Annotated in this window: 15 protein-coding genes; 8 read left to right on the forward strand and 7 right to left on the reverse strand. The window is 69.7% G+C overall.

Annotation, left to right across the window (positions count from 1 at the left end):
* Positions 1 to 496: esterase/lipase family protein (locus I0Q12_RS07070; RefSeq protein WP_374068608.1), on the reverse strand; the 496-nt coding region annotated here is incomplete at its 3' end.
* A gap of 157 nt (positions 497 to 653) precedes the next feature.
* On the opposite strand from I0Q12_RS07070, the gene I0Q12_RS07075 reads away from it, so the two are divergent.
* From I0Q12_RS07075 to I0Q12_RS07110, 8 genes are all read left to right on the forward strand, one after another.
* Complete coding sequence (locus tag I0Q12_RS07075; RefSeq protein WP_197251262.1) at positions 654 to 2456, forward strand: multicopper oxidase family protein; 1803 nt, start codon at positions 654 to 656, stop codon at positions 2454 to 2456.
* Positions 2453 to 3625 (forward strand): alpha/beta fold hydrolase, encoded by a 1173-nt coding sequence (locus tag I0Q12_RS07080; RefSeq protein WP_197251263.1) that lies wholly within the window; start codon positions 2453 to 2455, stop codon positions 3623 to 3625. The genes I0Q12_RS07075 and I0Q12_RS07080 overlap by 4 nt, the downstream gene beginning before the upstream one ends.
* Positions 3622 to 4899, forward strand: coding sequence for an oxygenase MpaB family protein (locus I0Q12_RS07085; RefSeq protein WP_197251264.1), 1278 nt, complete (start codon positions 3622 to 3624; stop codon positions 4897 to 4899). The genes I0Q12_RS07080 and I0Q12_RS07085 overlap by 4 nt, the downstream gene beginning before the upstream one ends.
* Positions 4900 to 4983: 84 nt before the next feature.
* On the forward strand, positions 4984 to 6039 hold the full coding sequence (locus I0Q12_RS07090; protein WP_307846086.1) for a lipocalin-like domain-containing protein: 1056 nt from the start codon (positions 4984 to 4986) through the stop codon (positions 6037 to 6039).
* Entirely contained in the window at positions 6036 to 7346 is a 1311-nt protein-coding gene (gene hmgA / locus I0Q12_RS07095; RefSeq protein WP_307846087.1) for a homogentisate 1,2-dioxygenase, read from the forward strand. The genes I0Q12_RS07090 and hmgA overlap by 4 nt, the downstream gene beginning before the upstream one ends.
* Entirely contained in the window at positions 7304 to 8821 is a 1518-nt protein-coding gene (locus tag I0Q12_RS07100) for an aldehyde dehydrogenase family protein (RefSeq protein WP_307846088.1), read from the forward strand. Before hmgA ends, I0Q12_RS07100 begins: the two co-directional genes overlap by 43 nt.
* 25 nt (positions 8822 to 8846) lie before the next feature.
* Positions 8847 to 10085, forward strand: coding sequence for a CoA transferase (locus tag I0Q12_RS07105; RefSeq protein WP_197251265.1), 1239 nt, complete (start codon positions 8847 to 8849; stop codon positions 10083 to 10085).
* A gap of 119 nt (positions 10086 to 10204) precedes the next feature.
* On the forward strand, positions 10205 to 11338 hold the full coding sequence (locus tag I0Q12_RS07110; RefSeq protein WP_197251266.1) for a nitronate monooxygenase: 1134 nt from the start codon (positions 10205 to 10207) through the stop codon (positions 11336 to 11338).
* A 39-nt stretch (positions 11339 to 11377) separates the two neighbouring features.
* On the opposite strand, the gene I0Q12_RS07115 is transcribed toward I0Q12_RS07110, so the two are convergent.
* The 6 genes from I0Q12_RS07115 to I0Q12_RS07140 all read right to left on the reverse strand — a co-directional run.
* Positions 11378 to 12688, reverse strand: coding sequence for an MCE family protein (locus I0Q12_RS07115; RefSeq protein ID WP_197251267.1), 1311 nt, complete (start codon positions 12686 to 12688; stop codon positions 11378 to 11380).
* Positions 12685 to 13800: an MCE family protein gene (locus I0Q12_RS07120; protein ID WP_197251268.1), complete on the reverse strand. Its 1116-nt coding sequence runs from the start codon at positions 13798 to 13800 to the stop codon at positions 12685 to 12687. Before I0Q12_RS07120 ends, I0Q12_RS07115 begins: the two co-directional genes overlap by 4 nt.
* 176 nt (positions 13801 to 13976) lie before the next feature.
* The gene (locus I0Q12_RS07125; RefSeq protein ID WP_307846089.1) at positions 13977 to 15005 is read right to left on the reverse strand and encodes an MCE family protein; all 1029 of its coding nucleotides are present in this window, start codon (positions 15003 to 15005) and stop codon (positions 13977 to 13979) included.
* Positions 15002 to 16018, reverse strand: coding sequence for an MCE family protein (locus tag I0Q12_RS07130; RefSeq protein ID WP_231610176.1), 1017 nt, complete (start codon positions 16016 to 16018; stop codon positions 15002 to 15004). Before I0Q12_RS07130 ends, I0Q12_RS07125 begins: the two co-directional genes overlap by 4 nt.
* Complete coding sequence (locus I0Q12_RS07135) at positions 16015 to 17031, reverse strand: MlaD family protein (protein ID WP_307846090.1); 1017 nt, start codon at positions 17029 to 17031, stop codon at positions 16015 to 16017. The genes I0Q12_RS07130 and I0Q12_RS07135 overlap by 4 nt, the downstream gene beginning before the upstream one ends.
* On the reverse strand, positions 17028 to 18016 hold a 989-nt coding region (locus I0Q12_RS07140; protein ID WP_197251270.1), incomplete at its 5' end, for an MCE family protein. The genes I0Q12_RS07135 and I0Q12_RS07140, both read right to left, overlap by 4 nt.

Below are 18016 nucleotides of genomic sequence, written 5' to 3' on the forward strand. Positions count from 1 at the left end.
GCACCAGGTCGTATGTCCCGATTCGGCGGCTGACTTCCTCGGCGGCGGCGAGTCCACCGATCTCGGTGCCGTCCCAGATCGGGCCGAGCGTCGTCAGCGACCGTACCGACCGCGATCCGTGATCCTGCAGATAACGCTGGACGACGAGACCGCCGACGCCGTGGGCGACGACGTCCACGGTGCCGGCGCCTGCGAGGGCGGCGGCGAGGTCGCGCGCACCGGCATCCACTCCGCGCAGTCCCGCGAACGGCACGGGAACGTGGGCGGGTTCGGGTGCGCCCCAGGTGATCGCCAGGATGCACCGGCCGGCGGTCCCGAGATCGGCGGCCAGTTCGTCCCAGGCACCGGCATCGGATGCGATGTCGTGGACCAGTACGACCGGCGGCGTTGTCGGCTCGGCACACGGGTCTGCTGCCGGGGTCGCGGTGGCCGCGGCGGGGGCGCACAGGCCGGCCGCCGCGGCCAGGATCCATGCCCGGGCGAAAAGTCGTCGCACAGTTCTCCTTCGAGCGTCACCGGGGGAGCGGCGCGACCTCATCGTGCCTGGTCGCAGCGATCTTGACTGAACCATACCCTATGGTACTGTGTGGCTCGGATCACGACCGGCCGCCTTTCCCATTCGTCCGCGCAGGGCTCGTCATGGAAGCATCTCGATGCGAAAACTCAGTCGCAGAACACTTCTCACGGGAATCGCCGTGGGGGCAGGAGTCGGGGCGACCGGACTTCTCACCGGTCGTGCGACCGCCGACGGCCCCGACATCGGCCGGCCCCTGCTGTTCCGTTCCCCGACCCTCGCACCGTTCGTCGACGAACTGCCGGTGCTCGAGCAGGTCAGCGGATCGACGATCGAGATCGACGCCGTCAGCTCCACCCACAGCTTCCACCGCGACCTCCCGCCCGGCGCGACCCTCGCCTACGGCGACGGCTATCTCGGTCCGGTCATCACCGCGCACCGCGGCCAGCCCACCGAGGTCCGGTACCGAAACCGGTTGAGTGCCCATCCTTTCGCTCCCGACTTCGACACCACGCTGCACGGGCTGAGCGAACGCGACCGCGTCGAGATCCCGACCTCGCTGCACCTGCACGGCGGGGTCACCCCGCCCGCGTCCGACGGTCACCCGGAGCTGGTCTCGAGACCCGGTCAGGGCATGACCTACCGCTTCCCGAACCGGCAGGAAGCCGGGATGCTGTGGTACCACGACCACGCGATGGCGGTCACCCGGCTCAACGTCTATGCCGGGCTCGCCGGCATCTACCAGCTGCGCGACGAGTTCGACACGGGCGAGCCCGGAAACCCGCTCGGCCTGCCCTCCGGCGAGTTCGACCTGCCGCTGGTGCTGCAGGAGAAGATCGTCGACAGCGACGGTTCGCAGTCCATCCGTTCCACCCCGATCGTGCCGCAGGGTCGTTGGGAGGGCGGCGCCGTCGGAGACGTCGGCGTCGTCAACGGCAAGATCTGGCCCGAGGCTCGCGTCGCGCGGGGTCTCTACCGGCTGCGCCTGCTCAACGCCGCCTCGTTCAGTGTGTGGGACCTGAGTTTCTCCAACGGCATGGTGTTCTGGGTCATCGGCATGGAAGGCGGACTGCTCGACGCACCCGCCGCGACCACCCGGATCCGGCTCTCGCCGGGCGAACGTGCCGACCTGCTCGTCGATTTCGGGTTGGTCGAAGCCGGTTCCACCGTCGAACTCCGCAACACCGAGGACGCCGCACCCCAGGCCGCGCAGATCGGCGCGGTGCGGATGCCGGTGTTCATGCGCTTCCGGGCGGAGGCGGTGCGCGGATTCACCGGTCCGGTTCCCGCGACCCTCCGTGGGGGAGCGGGGCAGCCCCACCCCGTGGGTTCGATCCCGCAACCGCAGGTCGTGCGGAACGTGTCGTTGAGCCAGCCGTCGGACGCGCGCCTGCCGCCGTCGATCATGTCGCTCAACAACCTTCGCTTCCACAGCGACGACATCGAGATGCCGCGGCAGGGCACCGTCGAGCAGTGGAACATCGTCAACGCCACCCCGGACCCGCACCCGGTGCACCTGCACCTGGTGACCTTCCGCGTCCTGGGGCGGCAGGCGATCAACACCCTCGCGATGTGCGCGCGCCAGCCGCAGCCGCCGCTCGGGATCAAGTGGACCCCGGACCCGGATCCGTTCGTCGTCGAGCCGCTGCGCGGACCGCAACCGTGGGAGACCGGATTCAAGGACACGGTCATCTGCGACCCGAACTCGGTGACGCGGATCGTGGTTCGATTCCCGACCGCCGAGGAACTCGGCTTCGACCCGGACGCCACCTTCGCCACGGACCTGGTCCAGACCATCGGCGACGTCGATCACGGCCACACCGAGCAGGCCGCCCACCGGGAGCACTCCGACATGCACACGCTGCAGGGCTACGTGTGGCACTGCCACATCCTCGACCACGAAGACCACGACATGATGCTGAAATACCGGACGGTGACATGACTTCCACGACCGAGATCCGCGACCACTTCCAGCGCATCCCGTACGAACCCGCGAACGACGGCCGCGTCGAGATGCATTCCGGACTGAGCCGCCACTACCCGACGCTGCACGCCAATCTGGTGGCGGAAGAAGGATATTCGACCGAAGTAGGGGTGATCATGTGTCATCCCGCATCGAACTTCCTCAGCCATTTCCTGCTGAAGGCGATCGCCGAGCAGGGCATCCCCGCGATGGGGCTCAACACCCGCTACGCGTCGAACGAACCGGCGCTCATCATGGAGCGCGCCGCCTTCGACCTCGGCACCGGGGTGCGCTGGATGGCCGACGAACTCGGCTTCGAGAAGGTCGTGCTGCTCGGGTTCAGCGGCGGCGGCTCGCTCGCCTCCTTCTACCAGTCGCAGGCCGAGAACCCGACCGTCACCGAGACTCCCGCGGGGGATCCGGCGCCCTTCGCGTCGGCCGGGTTGCGGCCCGCCGACGCGCTGATGCTGGTCGGAGCCCACCCCGGCCGGGCGCGGGTGCTGCGGCACTGGATCGACGGTGCCGTCGTCGACGAGGCCGATCCGTACCTCACCGACCCCGACCTCGACCTGTACGCGCGGACCGCGCCGCTCGACCCCGAGTGGGTGCAGCAGTACCGCGACGCGCAGCTGGCCCGCATGCGCCGCATCGACGCCTGGGCGCTCGACCAGCTCGACGACCTGAACCGCACCGGCGCCTCCGACCGCGGCTTCGTCGTGCACCGCACCGTCGCCGACCCGCGCTTCGTCGACCTGACGATCGACCCCAGCGACCGCGAGCTTGGCAGCATGTACGGCGATCCGAAGGCCGCGAACACCGCCGCCGGCGGGCTCGCCCGGTTCGTGACCGTCCGCAGCTGGCTGAGCACGTGGAGTCCCGACCACACCAACGCCGACGCGCTCACCGACCTGCAGTCGGTGCACGCCCCGACGATGGTCATGAGCCTGCTCGGCGACCAGGCCGCGTTCGCCGAGGACTCGCGGCTCATGCACGCCGCGCTGCCCCGCGACGCCGAACTGATCGAGATGCGCGGCCTCAACCACTATCTGGTGGACCAGCCCGGCGGGCTGAACGACGTCGTCACCCGCCTCGCCGCCTGGATCCGCCGCACCGTCCTCGACGATCGGAACCAGGAGGTCCCGGCATGACCGGCACCATCGCGCGTGAGACACCCGACGAGATCGACCGCTGCCCGTCCGCGTTCCCGTACTGGGAATCCGTTGCGACCGAACGTGTCCAGCGGATGCGGCGACTCGTGTTGAAACTCACCGGTTTCGACATCCTGCCGACCGACGAACAGGCCCGCGCCCTGTGCAACGACCTCTACAGCGGTGACCCCACCGCGGAACGATTCGTCGAGGAGGTCTACCACGGGGAGACCGGGCCGAAGCGGACGCGCGAAATGCTCGAGATCGCCCTCGCCGACGGCATCGACGCGGTGCCCGACGCACCCGAGTCGATGCGCGCGCTGTTCGAGGAGTTCGAAACCGTGCCCGACTGGGTGCAACCGGAACTCGTCGAGCAGGGCGCGGCGATCTGGCGACGCTGGGGCACCATGCTGTTCAGCTTCGCCGGCGCCGAAACCCTCGAGATCTACACCGAGGCCGCGGTCGCGACACCGCTGTCGCTGGCCGGTGGCTACGCCGGGGACAACGCGCTGCGCCGATTCCTCGAAACCTGCCGCTTCTGGATGGACGTGTCCGAACCCGGCGCGCTGCTGACCCCCGGATCGAAGGGCCGCGCCACCGCACTGAAGGTGCGCGTGATGCACGTGTCCGTCCGCTCCCGGGTGGCGAACCATCCCGAGTGGGACCAGTCCAAGTGGGGTCTGCCCATCAGCCAGACCTACATGATGCTCACCCTCATCGCCGGCAGCGTCACCCCCGGCCTGGCGCTGTGGGTGCTCGGGTACCAGACCACCCCGCGGGAGATCCGCGCACTCATCCACTTCCAGAAGTACATGGGCTACCTGCTCGGGGTGCGACTGCGCTGGTACCCGGAAACCATCGGCGACAGCCTGCGGGCACTCGCGACCACCATGGTGTCCCGCTCGCACGACTCGGGAAAACACGGCAAGGAACTGATCGAGTCGTACCCGCAGGCGTTCGCACCGCGCGACGGACACCGCGGCCTGACCCGCCTGCGCGAGGCCTACAACTTCCGCATCAACTCCGTGTACTCGGCGATCTACATGGCGCCCGGCACCCGCCGCAAGTACTCGATGCCGAAGGTGCTGCCGTGGTTGATCATTCCGATCGCCCGGTTCCCGCTCATCACCGCGATGGAACTGGCCCGCCGCTTCGTCCCCGGCGTCGCCGAGGTGCACGAGAAGATCATGGTCGCCCACCGCGAGAACTGGTACCGGGCGCAGATGCAGGGACGCGAAGCACAATTCGACGCCAGCGGCGCACTGCGACGCTGACACCGCCCAGCGGCGCACTGCGACGCTGACACCGCCCAGCGGCGCACTGCGACGCTGACACCGCCACCACTGGGAAGGGACACTGTGGCTGCACTACAGATCGTCGAGGCCTGGAACGGGCCGGGCCGACGCGACGGCGAGATCACGACCGTCGCACCGAGCGACAACGGAGCCCATCCGTCGACCGACAAGCACGCCTTCGAACACTGGTACTTCGACGCACACCTCGACGACGGCCGCATCGTCGTCGCGATGCTGCAGACCCGGGAACTCGTGCATCGCAAGCCCGGTGTGGAGATCCACGTCTACAGCCCGGACGGCAAGCGCCGCGAGGTGGTCCGGCAGTTCACCGACGAGGATCTCGCGGTGTCCACCGAGAAGTGCGACGTGCGGGTCGGAACGAACTTCGCCCGCCTGACCGGCGAGGAGAGCGGCCTGCCCGTCTACCGGGTGAAGGTCGCCGAGGGTGATCTCGGGTTCGATCTCACGTTCACCGCCGAGGTACCGCCGTGGATGCCCGGTCGCGGGCAGACCAGCTACAACGACCGCGAGTTCTTCGCCTGGGTCGTCGGCGCGCCCCGCGCGAAGGTCGCCGGCACGGTGACCGTCGACGGCGAGACCACCACCGTCGCCGGCCGCGGCTACCACGACCACAACTGGGGCGTGGGCGACATGAAGCGGATCATCGACAAGTGGTACTGGGGCCGGTTGTACACCGACGACTTCACCCTGGTCTACGCGATGGTGCACACGCAGAAGAAGTACGGCAATCACTGGTCGCAGCCGGTGATGGTCGCGCGCGGTAGCGAGGTGATCGTCAGCAACGGCGAGGTCGAGATGACCGAGGGGCCCACCGTGTTCGACCCCGTCGCCGATCGCACCTACCCGACGTGGCTGCGGATCCGCATCCCGGATGTGCTCGACGTCAGGCTGGACGTCCGCGAGATCGTGCACGCGCACAACCTGCTCGAGGACATTCCACTCGCGGCGAGCCCGCTGATCAAGCCGATCGTCAACCGGCTCCTCGGCCGGCCCGGGTACTTCCGGTTCCGTTCCGACTTCTCCCTGTCGGTGTCCGTCGACGGCCTGACCCAGGAGCGGCACGGCTCGACGCTGCACGAAATGGTTGCCCTGACGTGACGGCCGGTTCGGTGGACCTCGACTACCTCCACGGGTTCGGCAACGAACACCACAGCGAGGCGATCGAGGGGGCGCTGCCGTGGGGCCAGAACTCGCCGCAGCGCGCCCCGTACGGGCTCTACGCCGAACAGCATTCCGCGACGGCGTTCACCGAACCACGCGGAATCAACAGGCGCACCTGGACGTACCGGATCATGCCGTCGGCCGCGCACCCCGCGTTCCGGCGCATCGACGACGGGAACTGGGCGTCGGCGCCCCTGACCGGGGGACTGGTGACCCCGAACCGGCTGCGGTGGGACCCGCAGCCGGTACCCACCGCGGGACGCGACTTCGTCGACGGCGTCACCACCTACGCGGTCAACGGGGACGTCCTCTCCCGCAACGGGATCGCCGTGCACCTGTACGCGATCACCGAGTCGATGACGGACCGGTACTTCGTGAACGCCGACGGCGAGATGCTGTTCGTGCCGCAGGACGGGGAACTGCTGCTGTGCACCGAGTTCGGCCGCCTGGCGGTCGCGCCCGGTGAGATCGCCGTCGTCGGACGTGCCGTGCGGTTCCGGGTCGAGCTGCTCGACGCGGCCGCCACCGGATACGTGTGCGAAAACTACGGTGCCGCATTCGAACTGCCCGAACTCGGACCGATCGGCGCGAACGGCCTCGCGCACGCCCGCGACTTCCTGTACCCGACGGCGTGGTACGAGGACCGTGTCGGCACCTTCGAACTCGTCCAGAAGTTCGGCGGGCACCTGTGGGCCACCGAACTCGGCCACTCGCCGCTCGACGTCGTCGCGTGGCACGGCACGCACGGCGCGTACAAGTACGACATCTCCCGGTTCAACGTCATGACCACCGGCGGCTGGGACCACCCGGACCCGTCGATCTTCACCGTGCTGACCTCGGCCACCCCGATTCCGGGGCAGGCGAACGTGGATTTCGCGGTGTTCCCCGAACGCTGGGTCGTCGGCGAACACACCTTCCGCCCGCCGCACTTCCACCGCAACGTCATGACGGAGTTCATGGGACTCGTTCGTGGCAGGCACGATTCGAAGGCCGAAGGGTTCGTTCCCGGCGGCGCGTCGCTGCACAACCAGTGGGGCGCGCACGGACCGGACCTGGAGACGTTCGAACTCGCGAGTGCCGCGGAACTCGCCCCCGTCAAGCTCGAGAACACCATGTCGTTCATGTTCGAGACCCGGCTGCCGCTGGCCGTCACCGACACCGCCCTCGCGGCGGCCCACCGTCAACCCGACTACGACTCGTCGTGGTCAGGACTCGCTCGTCGTTTCGCTCCGCCCTCACCCTAGGAGTTCAAGATGACCGAAACCACCACTGCCCCCACACCGCATCCCGTCGTGGTGCCGGAACCGTTGCTGCGCATCGGCGGCCGCGCCGTCCCCGCGCGCTCCGGCGCGACCGGTTCCTCGTTCGCCGGGTTGACGGAGGTGAAGGTCGCGCCGAGGACATCGACGCCGCCGTCGACGCCGCCCGGGCCACCTTCGAGGACGGCGCGTGGTCGCAGATGCCCGGCGCCGAACGCGGCCGGATCCTCTCGCGCGCAGCCGATCTCATCGAACAGCACGCACCCGAACTGTCCGCCCTCGAAACCGCCGAGATGGGCAAGCTGTACGCCGACACCGTCGCCGGCGACATCCCCGCCGCGGCGGCCTCGTTCCGGCACTACGCCGGGTGGGCCGACAAGATCGCCGGCGAAGCGATCCTGCTCCCCGACGTGGGACCGCAGCACCGCTTCGGCTACACCCTGCGTCAGCCGCTCGGCGTGGTCGGCGCGATCACCCCGTGGAACAACCCGACGGTCGTCGCCGCGTGGAAGGTCGCCCCCGCGCTGGCCGCCGGGTGCTCGGTCGTCGTCAAGCCCGCCGAGGACGCGTCGCTGTCCACCCTGAAGCTCGCCGACCTGCTCGCCGAGGCGGGCGTGCCGGACGGCGCGTTCAACGTCGTGCCGGGCCTCGGGCCGGAGGCGGGCGCCGCGCTCGCCGCGCACGAGGGCATCGACAAGATCACCTTCACCGGCAGCCCCGCCGTCGGCAAGACCATCACCTCGCTCGCGGGTGAGAAGTTCCGCAAGGTCACCCTCGAGCTCGGCGGCAAGGCGCCCCAGCTGATCTTCCCGGACGCCGACCTCGAGGCGTCGCTGCCGTGGATCGCGATGGGCAACTTCTACCACCAGGGCCAGGTGTGCGCGGCCGGCACCCGCGTCATCGTGCACGAATCGATCGCCGACCAGGTCGTCGAGGGACTCGTCGAGTTCGCCCGCGGAGCCGTCGTCGGTGACCCCTTCGACGCGGCGACGACGCAGGGCACCATCGTCAACCGCAAGCAGCTCGATCGGATCCTCGGCTACATCGAGAAGGGTCGCGCCGAGGGAGCCGAGCTGCTGACCGGCGGCGGGCGGGTCGGCGACCGCGGCTTCTTCGTCGAGCCCACCGTCTTCCGCGGGCACAACGAGCTGACGATCGCCCGCGAGGAGATCTTCGGTCCGGTCGCGACCGTCATCACGTTCAAGACCACCGAGGAGGCCGTGCGGCTGGCGAACACCACCAAGTACGGGCTCAACGCGTTCATCTTCAGCCAGAACCTGTCGACCGTGCACAGCGTGATCCCGCAGCTTCGGGTCGGTACCGTGTGGGTCAACGGCTGGGGTGTTCCCGACCCGAGCCTGCCCTGGGGCGGACGTGAGGCCAGCGGTATCGGGCGTGAACTCGGCCGCAGCGGTCTCGAGGCGTTCACCGAGGAGAAGACGGTACACCTCGGGTACTGACCCGCGAGACGAACGGAATACGGCAGTGACACAGCACGACTCGGCGCAGCAGAACTCGGCGACGCAAGCGGGCGCGCTCGACGGGATCAGGGTGCTCGAACTGGGCACCCTGATCGCCGGGCCGTTCGCCGGGCGGCTGCTCGGCGACATGGGCGCCGACGTCATCAAGATCGAGGACCCGAAGCGTCCCGACCCGCTGCGCACGTGGGGGCAGGGCGAGAAGGACGGGCACCGGTTCTTCTGGACCGTCCACGCCCGCAACAAGCGGTGCGTGACCCTCGATCTGCGGTCGCCCGAGGGACAGGACCTGTTCCGGCGACTGGTCGCCGAGTCGGACGTCATCGTCGAGAACTTCCGTCCCGGCACCCTCGAGAAGTGGGGCCTCGGCTACGACGTGCTGTCCGGGATCAATCCCGGCATCGTGCTGGCCCGCGTCTCCGGTTACGGGCAGACCGGCCCCAAGGCGGGACAGGCGGGATACGCCTCGGTCGCCGAGGCGGAATCCGGGCTGCGGCACCTCAACGGCTACCCGGGCCAGGCCCCGCCGCGGCTGGCGCTGTCCCTCGGGGATTCCCTGGCCGGCATGTTCGCCGTCCAGGGCATCCTCGCGGCGCTCGTCTCCCGCGCACGCACCGGCCGCGGGCAGGTCGTCGACGTCGCGCTCACCGAATCCTGCCTGGCCATCCAGGAATCGGTAATTCCCGACTACGACACCGCCGGTGTGGTGCGTGGACCGTCGGGAACCCGCCTCGAGGGCATCGCCCCGTCCAACCTGTACCGCACCGGCGACGACATGTGGATCGTCATCGCCGCCAACCAGGACACCGTGTTCCGGCGGCTGTGCGCCGCGATGGACCGCCCGGAACTGGCCGACGACGTGCGCTTCGCCGATCACCTCGCGCGCGGCGTGCACCAGGACGAACTCGACGACCTGATCGGCGCGTGGGCGGCGCAGTGGAAGCTCGACGACCTGCTCGAACACCTCGCGGCAAGCGGGGTGGTGGCCGGACCGGTCAACACCGTCGCGGAGGTCGTCGCCGACGAACAGTTCCGCGCGCGCGGCATGCTCGTCGAACACCACGACGAGCGCACCGGCTCCGAGGTTCTCGGTCCCGGCGTCGTCCCGGTGCTCGCCGGAACCCCCGGCGGCGTGCGTCGTGCCGGTGCACCGATCGCCGGCTACGACAACGCCGCGGTGTGGGGCGACCTGCTCGGTCTCACCGAGCAGCAGCAGGCGGAGTTGAAGGCCGCCGGCACCATCTGACCGCCTCGCCTCCCCGTCACCCGGGGAGCGAGTGGACGAAGGGCCTCCCTATTTCGACGCGTCGCAACTAGAGTAGAACACGTTCCAATATGCGACTCGCGTCCTCGAAGGAGTGCCGAATGCACACCCCGCTCTGCGACGAACTCGGAATCGAGTTCCCCATCTTCGCGTTCACCCACTGCCGCGACGTCGTCGTGGCCGTCTCCAAGGCCGGTGGCTTCGGCGTCCTCGGCGCCGTCGGGTTCACGCCCGAGCAGCTCGAAGTGGAGCTGAACTGGATCGACGAGCACATCGGCGACCACCCGTACGGCGTCGACATCGTCATCCCGAACAAGTACGAGGGCATGGACTCGAACCTGTCCGCCGAAGAACTCACGAAGATGCTGCAGTCGATGGTGCCGCAGGAAACCCTCGATTTCGGACGCAAGATCCTCCTCGACCACGGCGTGCCGCTGTCCGAGGACGGTGACGATAACGCGTTGCAGCTCCTCGGCTGGACCGAGGCCACCGCGACCCCTCAGGTCGAGGTCGCGCTGCAGCATCCGAAGGTCACTCTCATCGCCAACGCGCTGGGCACCCCGCCGGCGGACATGATCGCCCACATCCACGACTCCGGCCGCAAGGTCGCCGCGCTGTGCGGCTCGCCGGCGCAGGCCCGCAAGCACGCCGACGCCGGCGTGGACATCATCATCGCGCAGGGCGGCGAGGGTGGCGGCCACTGCGGTGAGGTCGGGTCGATCGTGCTGTGGCCGCAGGTCGTCAAGGAGGTCGCGCCGATCCCGGTGCTGGCCGCCGGCGGCATCGGCAGCGGCCAGCAGATCGCCGCCGCGCTCGCGCTGGGTGCGCAGGGCGCGTGGTCCGGTTCGCAGTGGCTGATGGTCGAGGAAGCGGAGAACACCCCCGTCCAGCAGGCCGCCTACGCGAAGGCCACCAGCCGCGACACCGTGCGCAGCCGCTCGTTCACCGGCAAGCCGTGCCGCATGCTGCGCAACGACTGGACCGAGGCATGGGAGAAGGAAGGCAACCCGAAGCCGCTCGGAATGCCGTTGCAGTACATGGTGTCCGGTATGGCGGTGGCCGCCACCCACAAGTACCCGGACGAGACCGTCGACGTCGCGTTCAACCCCGTCGGCCAGGTCGTCGGCCAGCTCACCAAGGTCGAGAAGTCCTCCGCGGTCATCGAACGCTGGGTGCAGGAGTACCTCGAGGCGACCGGCACGCTCGAAAAGTTCAACGAGGCCGCGACCGCCTGATCTCCGCCCGGTGCGGCGCTTTCCGCGCCGCACCGGCGGCTACCCGGTCGGCAGCAGCAGATCCTCCAGCGTCCGCGGCGCGCCGCCCGCGAGATCTCCCTGCACGTACCGTTTTCCGTCCGAGCCCGTGTACACCCCGGTGATCGGATCGTAGGTTCCCGCGACCGCCCCGGCGACACCCTGCTCCGCGGCCTGCTCCCGGCAGGTCTGCACCGTCGCGCCGCGCAGGCCCGGGAATTCGAGGCACGGTAGGTTCCGGGCGCCGCGCACCGCGACCGGATCGTCCGACGGCAGCTTGCAGTACAGATCGGGCGGCGTCTCCGGCACATCGAGTTCGGTGGGAGAGCGGCGCTGTTCGGGCGGCAGGAACCCCTCGATGCACGGCGGCGGGTCGTTGTACGAGTTGACGAAGAACGTGTTCTGCGACGGATTGTCGACGTTCGGCAGGGCCGCGGACTGGGTGGACGCCATGATGGACGGGAACAGCACAAGGATCTGTTCGACGCCCGGGTTGTAGACGGCGGCAACCTGTTCCACCGACACGAGGTTGGCGAGCAGCAGCGGCAGCGTCGGCTCGATGCGCTGGAACCCCGCGCTGACCTCGTCGGCGGCGGGAGCGGCCCGGTCGACGAGCGCCCGCACGGCCGGATCCGCATCGCGCAACGTGCCGGTGGTGCCGGCCAATGCCGACGCCCACTGCCCGATCGCGGACGACGAGTCGATCTGGGTCTGCAGCAGCGGACCGGCGCCGTCGATGAGCGCGCCGGTCTCGTCGGCGTTGTCGGCGCCCTCCCCGGCGACCGCGGTCGCCGAATCCACCAGTGTCCGCAGGTCGTCGCCGGAGGCGCCGATCGCGGTGTGCGCCTCGTCGAGCAGGACGGCCAACCGGTCCGCCCCGACCGCCTGCAGGGTGTCGTCGAGCCGGTCGATGGCCCGGTCGACCGGCTCGGGCAGGGTCACGCGGTCGCGGGGCAGGACGTCGCCGTCCGCCAGATACGGAGTGTTCGCGTCGTCCGGCACGAGATCGACATAGCGCTCACCGATCGCCGACATGCTGCGGATCTCGGCGGCGGTCGACGCCGGGACGGGCACCGACGAGTCGAGCGACAGGGTGGCTTCGGCGCCGTCATCGGTCATCCGGACCTCGGTGACCCGGCCGATCGTCACGCCCCGATAGGTGACGTTCGCGGTCGGATACAGACCGCCCGCGTCGGCGAGGTCCAGGCGCACCACGTAGCGGCCGATCCCGAGCTGCGCGGGCACCTGCACGAACCACACGCCGACGGCGACGATCGCGGCGATACCGACCGTGAGGAACACGATCAGCCGGTTGCGGACGGACGGCATCATCGGGGAACCCCCAGAAGTTGGGCGAGCAGGCCCATCGGGTCCGGGGCGGACACATCGGTCGGGACGGGCGGGATCGCGGCGGGCGGACCGGTGAGCGCGTTCTCGAACGGGGTGCCGAGCAACAGCGCATTCTCGAGCGTCGGCAACGTCAGGTCCAGGATCACCGTGCCGTTCGCGTAGTCGCCGCGCACGGCATTGCGGTAGGTGTCGATCGGGAACGGGAAGGTGAGCAGGTAGCGGAGCGATTCGGTGAGCGAATCCCCGGCCGCGGTGAGCGAGGCCATCACCGGCTCGAGATCACGCAGATTCGCCACGACATCGTCCCCGGACGCGTCGACGAGGTCGCCGGCGATCCGCCCCAGATCGCCGAGCGACGTCAAGGACCGCGTCAGATCGTCGCGGCGAGAAGACAATTCGTCCAGTGCCGGGGCGAGCGCATCGGTGGCGTCGGCGAGCGCCTGGTTCTGCGCGGACACCTCGACCGCGAGCGCGTCGAGGGATTCCATCGCCCCCACGATCTGCGCCTTCTGATCGTCGAGACCGGTGAGCGCGACGTCGAGCTGCCCGAGCAGGGCGCGCACCGACTCCTCGCGCCCGGTCAGGGCGAGATTCAGCTCGCGGGAGATCTCCTGGGCCTGGGCCAGGCCACCGCCGCTGAGCACCAGTGACAACGCCGACAGGGTCTGCTCGGTGGTGGGGAACAGCCCGGCGCGCTCGAGGGGGATGACGTCACCGTCCTCCAGTGTGCCGGTGGGCGATTCGGTGAGCGGCGGGGCGAGCTCGAGATGCGCCGACCCGAGCAGGCTCGTCTGCCCGATCTTCGCGGTCGCGTTCGCGGGCAGTGCGGTGCCGCCGTCGAGCACCACCGTCACCACGGCGTGACCGCCGTCGAGCCGGATGTCGTCCACCCGGCCGACCGTGACATCCGCGACCCGGACTCTCGAATTCCGTTCCAGGGTCGTGACGTTCGGCATCTCGATGTCGACGCTGTAGGCGCCGTCGCCGTGGCCGCGGGTACCCGGCAACGTCAGCGAGTTGACCCCACGCCACTCGCACGCGCTCGTCGCCAGGACGAGCGGGACCAGCAGCAGGGCCGTGCGTGCGGTTCTCATCGCCCTCCCGGAAGAAGCAGGTCCTCGAGATCGGAGCCGGAGGACACCGGGGCCAGTCCCGGTTCGGTGTACACGAGCTGGTCGGGCAGCGCGCCGACACCCCGGGTCGGAACTGTGTGTGCAGCAACTCGGTCCGATCCTGCATCTGCTCGCCGTCGACTATCCACCGATCATGATCAATCCGACCCGGTGTGCGCGTCGACGTCCTCCGCGGCCGCGAGCGCCGAGCAGATGAACTGCACCGGGTTGGCGAAGTTGGTCAGCGCCAGCGCCGAGACGACCGTGTTGTGGGCGGGCTGGTAGATGCCCTGCAGATTGGACAGCGCGGTCGGCGCGACGTGCAGCACCTGCGCGATTCCGTCCCGCTGGGCCGCGAGCGTCTCGGCGAGTTCGGCGGTCCTGTCGACGGTGCCGCCGATCCGCTCGCGGTTGTCGCGCACGAACCGTTCGACCTCACCGAGAGCGGAGCCGAGCGTGCCCAGCGCGCTGCCCATGTCGTCGCGGTTCGCGTCGAGGATCTGCGTCACCGAGGCCATCCGGTTGTTGAACGCGACGATCTGCCCGCGACTGTCCGACAGCGCGTCGACGAACACCTGCAGGTTGCGGACAACCGCGAACAGGTCGCCGCGACCGTCGGAGACGGTGCGCAACGCCGCCGACAACTCCTCGGCGGTCGCGCGCAGGTCCAGGCCCTGCCCCTCGACGTTCCTCGCGGCGACGTCGAGGACCTCGCCGAGCGGTCCCTGCGGGTCGTCCGGGGCGGGACCGAGTTCGGTGGTCAGTTCGGCGAGCTGCCGGGTCACCTCGTCCCATTCGACGGGCACGGCGGTGCGCTCGATCGGGATGGTCGAACCCGGATCGAGTTGTGGTCCTCCGGTGTAGGCGGGTGCGAGCTGCACGAACCGGGCCGACACGAGGGTGGGCGCGACGACCGCGGCCCTCACGTCGGCGGGCACCGGCCGGTCCGCGTCGATCTCGAACGTGACGCGTACCCGGTCGCCGTCCGGCTCGAGGCGCGTGACGCGGCCGACGTCGACGCCCATCACCCGCACGTCGTCGCCGGGGTACAGGCCACGGGCGGAGGCGAATTCGGCGGTGAACTCGTGCGTGGAGCGCCACGGCGCGATCCCGAAGGACACGACGGCGATCACGCCGAGCACCAGGAACGGGATCAGCCAGGGCAGCAGCGGCCGGATGCGGGTCACGGGGTACCTCCGCCGGCGCCGGCGCGTTCGAGCGCGTCGGTCAGGGCCGGTTCGATCAGCTCGGGCGGCAGCAGGTTCTGGATGTAGGAGTTGAAGAACGGGCCCGAGGCGACGGCCTCACCGAGTTCGGTGGCGTACGGGCCGAGCCGCGCGATGGCGAGCGCGATGTTCTCGCGGTTGCGGGTCAGCACGTCGAGCACGGCGTCGACCTGCTCGAGGGTCGGGGCGAGCTGGGTTTCGTTGTCGGCCACGAGGTTCGTCAGCTCGATCGACAGCGCGCTCACGTTGCCGAACAGGGTGTCCAGCGAGCGTTGCCGGGTGTCGAGCTCACGCAGGATCAGCTCGGCGTCGACGATCAGCCCGTCGACCTGCCGGCTGCGTTCGGCCAGCACCGCGGTGATCCGTTCGGCGTTGCCGAGGAGCGCACGCAGCGACTCGTCGCGGGAGGCGACCGTGGTGGACAACCGCTGCACCCCGTCCAGGGCCGCCCCGATGTCGTCCGGGGTCCGGCGCAGCGTGTCCGAGAGCACCCGCATCGATTCGGCGACCTGCTCGGTGTCGATGTCCGCGGCGGTGGTCGCGAGGTCGCCGAGCGCCTCGGTGAGCTCGTAGGGCGCGGTGGTGCGGTCGAGGTCGAAGGTCGTGCCCTCGGACTCCTCGCCGGGGCCGGCGGGCCGGACCCGCAGCATCCGGGCGCCGAGCGCGGTGGCGGTCGCGATCTCCACGGTGGTGTCGGTGCCCAGCACGACCCGGTCGTCGACGGTGAAGCTCACCCGCACGGCGTCGCCGTCGATCTCGACAGCGGAGACCCGCCCGGCATCCTTTCCCGAAACCTGCACGGCGTCACCGGTGTTCAGCCCGCCTGCGTCGACGAACCGGGCGTGGTAGGTGCGGCCGGTGTCGACGAACGGCAACGACCCGAAGTTCAGGGCAGCGAGCACGAGCACGACGAGCGCGACCGTTCCGATCACCCCGATGCGGACCTGGTTCATCTCACGGAATCGACGGGTCATGCCGGTGCGCACCTGCCCGTCGTCTGCCCGAACAGCGGTGAGGTGACGGTGTTGCCGCTGGGGTCGCTGAGCTTGATCTGCAGGCCGCACAGGTAGTAGTTGAAGAACCCGCCGTACGCGCCGAGCCGGGTGAGTGCGGCGTAGGCGTCGGGCAGGCGCGTCGCGAGGCTCTCGATGGTGTCGCTGCGCGAGTTGAGTTGCGCGGCAAGACGTCCGGCTTCGACGATGTCGCCGGCCAGGGGTTCGTGCGACACGGTGAGCAGTTGCGCTAGCGAGGAGGCCGACGCATCGATGTACGCGACGGATTCGGCGACGAGCGCGCCGTCCTGCGCGAGCCGATCCGCGAGCTGCTGTGCGCGGTCGAGGGAGACGTCGAACTCGTCGCGGTGCTCGGCCATGGTCGCGAGCACCGAATTCAGGTTCGCGACGACGTCGCCGACGAGACGGTCGCGGTCGGCGAGGGTGGAGGTGAGCGACGCGGTGCGCTGCAGGATCGACTCGACCGTCCCGCCCTGACCCTGCAGAACCGAGATGAGATCGGCGGAGAGCTGGTTGACCTGTTGCGGATCGAGTGCGCGGAACAGCGGCTTGAAACTGCCGATCAGCACGTCCAGATCGAGGGCGGGGGAGGTGCGGTCGACGTCGATCACCCCACCGGCGCCGAGCGGGGTCGTATCGCCGGGACCGTCGGCCAGTTCCAGGTATCGGTCGCCCACGAGGTTGAGGTACCGGACGGTCGCGTGGGTCGCGCGCGTCGGGGTGTAGACGTCCTCGACGTCGAGCGTCACCGCGATCCGGTTGCCGTCGGCGAACTCGACGGACGTGACGCGGCCGACCTCCACGCCGGCCACGCGCACGAATTGTCCTGTGCGCAGTCCGGATACGTCCTCGAACACCGCGTGGTAGCGCGTGTAGTCCTGGAATCGCATCTGCCCGAACACGACGAACAGCGCGCCGAGGATCGTGAGCATCACCAGCGCGTAGGCCGCTGCGGCGGTCGCGGTGCGGGTCACCGGACGGGCCCCTGCAGGAGTTCGAGGATCGAACCGGGCACGAACACCGGGCTCGTGTTGCCCGCCTCGAACGGGTTCGCGCCGGTGTTCGCCACCACGTACGGGGCCGGCGACTCGGCGGCGGTGACGACGGGCAGGGCGCCGCACCGCGGTCCGCCGGTCGCCGCGACCACCGGCAGGTTGCGCGGGTACTCGTACGGGTCGGAGCCGAGCAACAGCGACGAGTTGAGCATCATCGAACTGCCGTTGCCGCCGGAGGCCGGTTCGGCGAGCAACCGGGCCTGGTCGGCGCCTTGGAAGAAGCAGGTCAGCACGGGCGAATACTCCTCGAGCACGGATGCGGTGGGCCGCAACAGATCGAGCACGCCGACGATCGCCGGTCCGTTCGGCTCGAGCACGCCGACCGCGGTGTCGGTCAGGCCGATCACCGACAGCAGCATCGCGTCGAGATCCTCGGCCCGGTCGACGACGGAGCGGGCGGTGACGGTGAGATTGCCGAGCGAGTCGAGCAGGGCCGGTGCGGCCTCGGTGTAGGTGCCGGCGACGGACCGTGTCGCCGCGAGATCCTCTCCGAGGACATCCGTGCGCGGATTCACCTGGGCGAGAATCGTGCCGGTGTCGTCGAGTGCGGTGCCGAGATCGTCTCCGCGGCCGCGCAGGGCGGTCGCGGCGGCACCGAGCGTCTGGTTCAGTTCGGCCGGGTCGACGGCGTGCAGCACCGACGTCAGGGATTCGAACACCGAGTTCGTCTCGACCGTGACGTTCGCGGCGCGCAGGACCGACCCCTCGCGCAGGTGTTCGCCGGTCGGGTGGACGGGGTCGGTGAGGGAGACGAACTTCGCGCCGAACACGGTGGTCGCGCGTATGTCGGCGCCGACGTCGGCCGGGATACGGGTGGCGTCGCCGGGGAACAGGCTCAGTTCGACGACCGCGCCCGTCGGCGACGGGTGGACCGCGGCCACCGTGCCCACCTGGACGCCGTGCC

This window comes from Rhodococcus sp. CX (genome assembly GCF_015865005.1).
Classification (GTDB): domain Bacteria; phylum Actinomycetota; class Actinomycetes; order Mycobacteriales; family Mycobacteriaceae; genus Rhodococcus.

Excerpts from the sequence above, each read along its gene's own strand:
- I0Q12_RS07110 (WP_197251266.1), top strand. The coding sequence starts at position 10,205 with ATGCACACCCCGCTCTGCGACGAACTCGGAATCGAGTTCCCCATCTTC.
- I0Q12_RS07085 (WP_197251264.1), top strand. The coding sequence starts at position 3,622 with ATGACCGGCACCATCGCGCGTGAGACACCCGACGAGATCGACCGCTGC.
- I0Q12_RS07115 (WP_197251267.1), bottom strand. The coding sequence starts at position 12,688 with ATGATGCCGTCCGTCCGCAACCGGCTGATCGTGTTCCTCACGGTCGGT.
- I0Q12_RS07130 (WP_231610176.1), bottom strand. The coding sequence starts at position 16,018 with ATGACCCGTCGATTCCGTGAGATGAACCAGGTCCGCATCGGGGTGATC.
- I0Q12_RS07075 (WP_197251262.1), top strand. The coding sequence starts at position 654 with ATGCGAAAACTCAGTCGCAGAACACTTCTCACGGGAATCGCCGTGGGG.
- I0Q12_RS07080 (WP_197251263.1), top strand. The coding sequence starts at position 2,453 with ATGACTTCCACGACCGAGATCCGCGACCACTTCCAGCGCATCCCGTAC.
- I0Q12_RS07120 (WP_197251268.1), bottom strand. The coding sequence starts at position 13,800 with ATGAGAACCGCACGCACGGCCCTGCTGCTGGTCCCGCTCGTCCTGGCG.